Here is a 6,125-nt window from a genome sequence, read left to right as displayed (position 1 = left end):
CACCGCCGAACTCGACATCCACGCCACCACCGCCCACGGCGACATCACCGCCCGCAGCCTCTGAGCGGCCGGCCGCCGGCCTACCGCCCCGCCCCCGAACCGCTCGGCGAGCTGTTCGCCCGAGCGTGACACCCAAGGACGAGGAACCATGAAACCCCAATCCCCTCCAACGCTCACGAAGACCAGGGTCCGGATGCCGTGGCTCTTCCAGCGAGTGGCGGTCACGGCGCTGGCGGCCGCGCTGCTGGCCGGGACGGCCACACCCGGGGTGGCCACCGCAGACGGCAGGCCGGCGCCGAAGGCCGCTGGGCAGGATCGCCCGGAACTGCGGAAGGCCACGCAGGCGTTCGTCGATGCCGGTTTCACCGGGGTGCAGGTGCGCGTGCACGATGAGCGGGGCGAGTGGGTCGGCAGCGCCGGGGTGCGCAAGCTGGGCGAGTCCGTCAAACCGCCGACGAACGGGCGGTTCTGGGTGGGCAGCAACGTCAAGACCTTCACCGCCACCCTGGTGCTGCAACTGGTGGCCGAGGGCGCGATCGGGCTGGACGCCCCGGTGGCCGGCTATCTGCCCGAGTTCGGCTTGGACCGGCGGATCACCGTGCGGATGCTGTTGCAGCACACCAGCGGCTTGTTCAACTACACCGGCGACTTCGACCCCGACGGGGCGTGGGTGCCGGGCATCGCCGCGACGGGCAAGGAGTGGTTGGACAACCGGTTCCGCAGCTACCAGCCCGAAGAGCTGATCCGGTTGGCGTTGTCCAAGTCGGCGCGGTTTGAGCCGGGGACGGACCAGAAGTACACCAACACCAACTACACGCTGGCCTTGCTGCTGATCGAGAAGGTCACCGGCCGCTCCTACGCCGAGGAGATGCGGCGGCGCATCCTGCGGCCGCTCGGGCTGAAGGGCACCCTGGTGCCGGGCAACCGGACGCGGCTCCCCGGGCCGTACGCCCACGGCTACTACCGCTACCAGGACGCCGCCGGCCAGTGGAAGGTGGTCGACGTCAGCCGCCAGAACCTCTCCCTGCTGGCTGGCGCCGGTGACCTGGTCTCGACCACCCAGGATCTGCACAGGTTCTTCTCCGCGCTGAACGGCGGCAAGCTCCTGCCGAGCAAGCTGCTGGCCGAGATGCGCAAGCCGCACCCGAAGATGGGCTACGGTCTTGGGCTGTTCGTGGAGGACTTGGGCCCGAACTGCGGCACGGCCCTCCGCCACAACGGTAGCCCCCCGCACGGCTACGGGGCGCTGATGTACAGCTCGCCCGACGGCAGGACGACCGTGACCGGCTCGGTGACCTGGGTGGACGAGGCCACAAGGGGCCCGGCGGCGAAGGAATTCCAGAAGCTGGTGGACAGCCTCGTCAAGGAAGTGTTCTGCGGCCGGCAGGCCGCGGGCTGACGGGGCCGAGCACCGGGGACCCGTACACGTCTGAGGGTCGACTCCTTCCGATCGTGCATCAGATAGAACGCGAACCGAGCCCAACGGGCTCGGCCGGCCGGTCCGCATGCACGGACACCGGGCCGAGCAGGCAACACCGCTCGACGAGTTGGGCCACCCCACCGTTGCGTCCCCGTCCTCGGTGAGTTCCTGGACAAGAGCCGGGTCGTGCCCACGTAACTTCGCCTTCCGGATGGGATAGTTCGGGTATGCGACCGAGTCAACGGAACCTGATCCTGGACGCCGCGATCCGTGTGACGGAGCGCGAGGGCATCACGGGCCTGACGCTGGAGTCGGCTGCCGAGGAGGCCGGCGTGACCAAGGGCGGGCTGATGTACCACTTCCGCACGCGGGACGAACTGCTGATGGCGATCCAGAAGCATCTGACCGGTGCGTGGGAGGAAATGCTCGCGGCGGAGCTGGGCAAGCCGCTCGCTGAGGCGTCGTTGCGGGAGACCACGGCGGCTTACATGCGGCTCGGCGCACATGGCGCGGCGAGCAAGGCCGATCTCGCGTTCATGGTCGAGTCGGCCACCACCCCGGAGTTGGCCGCGGTATGGAACGAGCTCCTCAGCCGCTGGGCCCCGCCGCCCGCCTCGGCGGAACCCCATGACATCGACCTTTTCCTGGCCCGGTTGGCCGTCGACGGCCTGTGGCTGCACCAGGCGGCCGGCGGCGTCCCGGTGTCGGAGCCGGTCAAGAAGGCCCTGCAAGAACGGCTGGCAGCACTGATCGAGGCGGCGGAGAACGACGCCGGCTGAAGACCGGCGCCCAGGACGACCTCCAGGGTGCACACCGCCGGACGAATTCGTGCGCTCAGGCGACGAAAAGGGGGCCGGCGCCTCGCCGGGCGGGGCCGACGTGTGGTCGGAGGCGCGATCAACAAATACCAGCACGCCACATAGCCCCGGCTCAAGCCCCGAACCTCAGTTATCTGGACACCTTTGGTCCTTCTTGGGCCGGATCGCCGTCTTCTATGGACGTGTCGCGCCCTTAAGGGCTCGCTATCGCGCCCGGCTCCGGGGGCGGTTCGTGGAGGAGCGCCTCGACGAGGTCACGGATCACGCCGCGATGGTCGTCGGGCCGCCACGCGAGCGCCAGTTCGCTCGGCGGCAGTCCCGTGACGGGGATGGCCCGCACTCCCGGACGCTGGTAGATGGCGGCGTTCCCGGAGGCGAGCAGGACGATGCCCGCGCCGCTCTCGATGGCCGCGAAGGTCTCCTCGGCGTTGGTGACCGTGGCGCCGATCCGCACCGGCTTGCCGCCGCGTTCGTCCAGGGCGAGCCAGTGGTCACGCAGCGGTCCGGCGCTCTCGGGGAGTGCCAGGAACGGCTCGTCCAGAAGCTCGGCGAAGTCCACCTCGTCGCGGTCGGCGAGCCAGTGGTCGGCGGGGAAGGCGACCCAGCGCGGCTCGCGCGCGATTACGCACACCTTGAACGCGTCCTGGTCGGGGATCGGGAGCCAGACGAACGCGACGTCCACTTCGCCATCGGCCAGCCCCGCGGAGGCGTCGTCCCAGTTGAAGTGACGCATCCGCAACCGCCAGGTGGGCCGCCGTTCGGTGAACCGAGCCCGCATGGTCGACAGCAGGCCGCGGCCGACGCTGGTGGACATGCCGACCGTGAGCCGGGCGGCGTCGGTCGCCGCGGCGTCGCTCACCGCGCGCTGCGCCTCGTCCCACTTCTGGAGGATCTCGCGAGCGGCGGGCAGCAGTGCCCTGCCGGGGGCGCTCAGCGCCACCGTGCGCCGGTCCCGGTCGAACAGCTTTACGCGGAGGAGGTCTTCGAGCTGCCTGATCTGCTTGCTCAGCGCCGGCTGCGAGACGAACAGCCGCTTCGCCGCCCGGGTGAAGTTGAGCTCCTCGGCGACCGCCACGAAATAGCGCATGTCGCGCAGATGGGCGTCCATAGCCGATAGCTATCACAGCGGGTATTGGACGCGCCAAGCCCGGCGCTCCGATGATGTCGGCCATGAGCGGCACCCTTGAAGATCGATTCGCGGTCGTCGAGACCTGCACCCGGATGGCATGGCACGCGGACCAGCGCGAATGGGACCGGCTGGGCGGCGTCTTCGCCGACTCGGTGATCGTGGACTACACCAGCCTGAACGGGGGCGAGCCCGCAGAGCGCAGCCCCGAGCAGATCGTGGCCGGCTGGTCGGCGACGCTCGGCGCGTTCGACGCGACCCAGCATCTGATCACCAACCACCTGGTGGACGTCGACGGCGACACCGCGGTGTGCACCGCCTCGTTCCAGGCGACGCACCGGCTGGCCGACCCGCACGGTTCCCCGCTGTGGACGCTGGGCGGGACCTACCGCTTCGATCTCGTCCGGGCCGGATCCGGATGGAAGATCAGCGGTGTCGTGATGACCGCGACGTGGGCGGACGGCAACAAGGATCTGCTCTCGCTCGCCGCCGCGGGGGCACGGTGATCGCACTCGTCACCGGCGCCAACCGGGGCCTCGGCCGGGAGGTGAGCCGCCGGCTGGCCGACCAGGGCCACACCGTCCTGGTGAGTGCCCGTTCGGCGGAGGCGGCGGAGGAGACCGCGCGCGAGCTGGGGCGGGCGGCCGTCCCGCTCCGGCTCGACGTCACCGGCGACGACCTGGACGAGGTGGCCGCCACGATCGGCGAGCGGTACGGGAGGCTCGACGTCCTGGTCAACAACGCCGCCATCACCTACGACACCTGGCAGCGGGCCGTCGAGGCCGACCTGGACGTTGTCCGCGAGGCGGCCGAGACCAACTTCTACGGCCCGTGGCGGCTGATCCAGGCGGTCCTCCCGTTGCTGCGGCGCAGCGAGCACCCCCGGATCGTCAACGTCTCCAGCGAGGCCGCCTCGCTCACCAACATGGGCGGTGGCACTCCCGCGTACAACGCCTCCAAGGTCGGGCTGAACGCGCTGACCCGCATGCTGGCCGCCGAGCTGCGCGGCGACGGCGTTCTCGTGAACGCCGTCTGCCCCGGCTGGGTGGCGACCGACATGGGGGGCCCCGGCGGCCGCCCCGTCGCCGACGGCGCGGCCGGGATCGTCTGGGCCGCGACCCTTCCCGACGATGGCCCGACCGGGGGTTTCCTCCGCGACGGCCGTCCGCTGCCCTGGTGACGTCCAAGAAACGGCCGCGGCCCCACGACCGGCTGCGGCTCCGAGAAGGGATACCTGACGATGTACCTGGTAACCGGCGCGACCGGCAATGTCGGCTCCGAAGTGGTCAAGGCCTTGGCTTCGGCGGGAGAAGGCGTCCGGGCGCTGGTCCGCAGGCCCGACACCGTGACGCTCCCCGAGGGTGTCGAGGCGGTCGGCGGCGATCTCAACCGGCCGCAGAGCCTCAAGGACGCGCTGACCGGCGTGCGTGCCGTGTTCCTGCTGCCCGGGTACGAGGACATGCCGGGATTGCTGGGCGAGGTCCGTTCGGCCGGAGTCGAGAAGGTCGTTCTGCTGTCCGGCGGGTCGGCCGGGAACGGTGACCTGACCAACGCGGTGACCCGCTATATGGCCGCCTCGGAGGCGGCGGTGCGGGCGTCCGGTCTGCCCTGGACGTTCCTGCGGCCGAGCGCGTTCATGTCGAACGCCCTGCGCTGGCTGCCGCAGATCCAGGCGGGCGACGAGATCCGGGTCTCGTTCCCGGCGGTGCGCACGGCGAGCCTCGACCCGTTCGACCTCGGTGCCGTCGCGGCCCGCGCGCTGATCAGTGACGACCACCGGGGTGAGATCCTCTGGCCGACCGGCCCCGAAGCGCTGCTGCCCGCCGAGCAGGTCGCCGTGCTGGCCCAGGTGCTCGGACGCGACCTGCGTGCCGTCGAGCTGACGGACGAGCAGGCCCGCGCCGAGATGACGGCCGCGATGCCGGTCGAGTACGTGGACGCGTTCTTCGACTTCTACGTGAAGGGGACGCTCGACGAGTCGATCGTCCGCCCGACCGTTCTCGAGGTCACCGGCCGCCGGCCCCGCACCTTCGTGGAGTGGGCGAACGCGCACGCCGGCGACTTCCGCTGACCTTCGAAGACGCGGGTCCGTCGCCGTCCGCCGCCCAGGAGCGGCTCGATTCACGGCTGCGTCCTCGGGTCCTCAGTCGGATCGGGGCGCAGTTCGTCATGCCAAGGCTCATCGCCATAGGTCTGACACGGCCCGTACGCGGCGCCGTGCTCAGGCAGCCAAGCTGCCGCACCGGGATGCGGCAGCTGGACCGGCTCGACCGTGCGGTACTCGAAGTGCCACCACTCGTTGGCGTAGATGCGGTAGAGCCCGTACCGTCCACCGTGCTCTTCGAGCCACCGCGCGCCCTCGGTCGGCCGGACGTCGAGCGCGTGCCCCCGCACGTGGCTGGATTCCTGCGGTGGCAGCACCCGGCGCCGCGCCGCGGACACCGAGCCGGTGCGCCGCACCTCCGCGGTGAAGATCCGGTGCTGTTCCGCCGCGTCGCGGTGTCCCGAGGTGAGGCCGATCAGCTGCCCGTCGCGCCAGAACGCCTCGGCCCGCGCGTGCGTGAACGCCGTCAGCGTTTCCGGTGCCAGCCCGCGGAGGTCCTCGGCGGGGTAGCGCAGGCCCAACGCCCATTGGCAGGCCAGGAAACGGGCGCGGCCCGGTGCGCGGCAGAAGGCGATCGGCACCAGCAGCACCGCGACGAGCCGAGTGACGGTCGCGAGGACGTGCGCTTTGATCTCAGAGGGTGGATTCGCCACAACT

7 protein-coding genes are annotated in these 6,125 nt (G+C 70.8%); 5 read left to right on the top strand and 2 right to left on the bottom strand.

Translation table 11 applies throughout. The features are described from left to right. Nucleotides 1-148: 148 nt before the first annotated feature. Both ABD340_RS23655 and ABD340_RS23650 read left to right on the top strand, forming a co-directional pair. Nucleotides 149-1,399 (top strand): serine hydrolase domain-containing protein, encoded by a 1,251-nt coding sequence (locus tag ABD340_RS23655; RefSeq protein WP_344591658.1) that lies wholly within the window; start codon nt 149-151, stop codon nt 1,397-1,399. Nucleotides 1,400-1,647: 248 nt separating this feature from the next. After that, nucleotides 1,648-2,199, top strand: a complete 552-nt coding sequence (locus ABD340_RS23650; protein ID WP_344591656.1) for a TetR/AcrR family transcriptional regulator — start codon at nt 1,648-1,650, stop codon at nt 2,197-2,199. Between the two features lie 232 nt (nt 2,200-2,431). Here ABD340_RS23650 and ABD340_RS23645 read toward each other — a convergent pair whose 3' ends face one another. Continuing rightward, nucleotides 2,432-3,346 (bottom strand): LysR family transcriptional regulator, encoded by a 915-nt coding sequence (locus ABD340_RS23645; protein ID WP_344591655.1) that lies wholly within the window; start codon nt 3,344-3,346, stop codon nt 2,432-2,434. A gap of 62 nt (nt 3,347-3,408) precedes the next feature. Here ABD340_RS23645 and ABD340_RS23640 point away from each other — a divergent pair, with 62 nt between their 5' ends. The 3 genes from ABD340_RS23640 to ABD340_RS23630 are packed head-to-tail and all read left to right on the top strand — an operon-like array spanning nt 3,409 to nt 5,435. Beyond that, nucleotides 3,409-3,870 (top strand): nuclear transport factor 2 family protein, encoded by a 462-nt coding sequence (locus ABD340_RS23640; RefSeq protein WP_344591654.1) that lies wholly within the window; start codon nt 3,409-3,411, stop codon nt 3,868-3,870. Then, the gene (locus tag ABD340_RS23635) at nt 3,867-4,544 is read left to right on the top strand and encodes an SDR family NAD(P)-dependent oxidoreductase (protein ID WP_344591652.1); all 678 of its coding nucleotides are present in this window, start codon (nt 3,867-3,869) and stop codon (nt 4,542-4,544) included. The genes ABD340_RS23640 and ABD340_RS23635 overlap by 4 nt, the downstream gene beginning before the upstream one ends. A gap of 60 nt (nt 4,545-4,604) precedes the next feature. Continuing rightward, entirely contained in the window at nt 4,605-5,435 is an 831-nt protein-coding gene (locus ABD340_RS23630; RefSeq protein WP_344591650.1) for an NAD(P)H-binding protein, read from the top strand. 50 nt (nt 5,436-5,485) lie between these two features. Here ABD340_RS23630 and ABD340_RS23625 read toward each other — a convergent pair whose 3' ends face one another. Then, a complete protein-coding gene (locus ABD340_RS23625) occupies nt 5,486-6,121 on the bottom strand; it encodes a M15 family metallopeptidase (protein WP_344591649.1) in 636 nt (211 codons plus the stop codon). Nucleotides 6,122-6,125 lie beyond the last annotated feature (4 nt).

The sequence above is a fragment of the Actinomadura vinacea genome, from assembly GCF_039532545.1.
In the GTDB taxonomy this organism is placed as follows: Bacteria; Actinomycetota; Actinomycetes; order Streptosporangiales; family Streptosporangiaceae; genus Spirillospora; species Spirillospora vinacea.
Note: the sequence above shows the minus strand (reverse complement) of the source record. Positions and strands in the feature narration are given on the sequence as shown.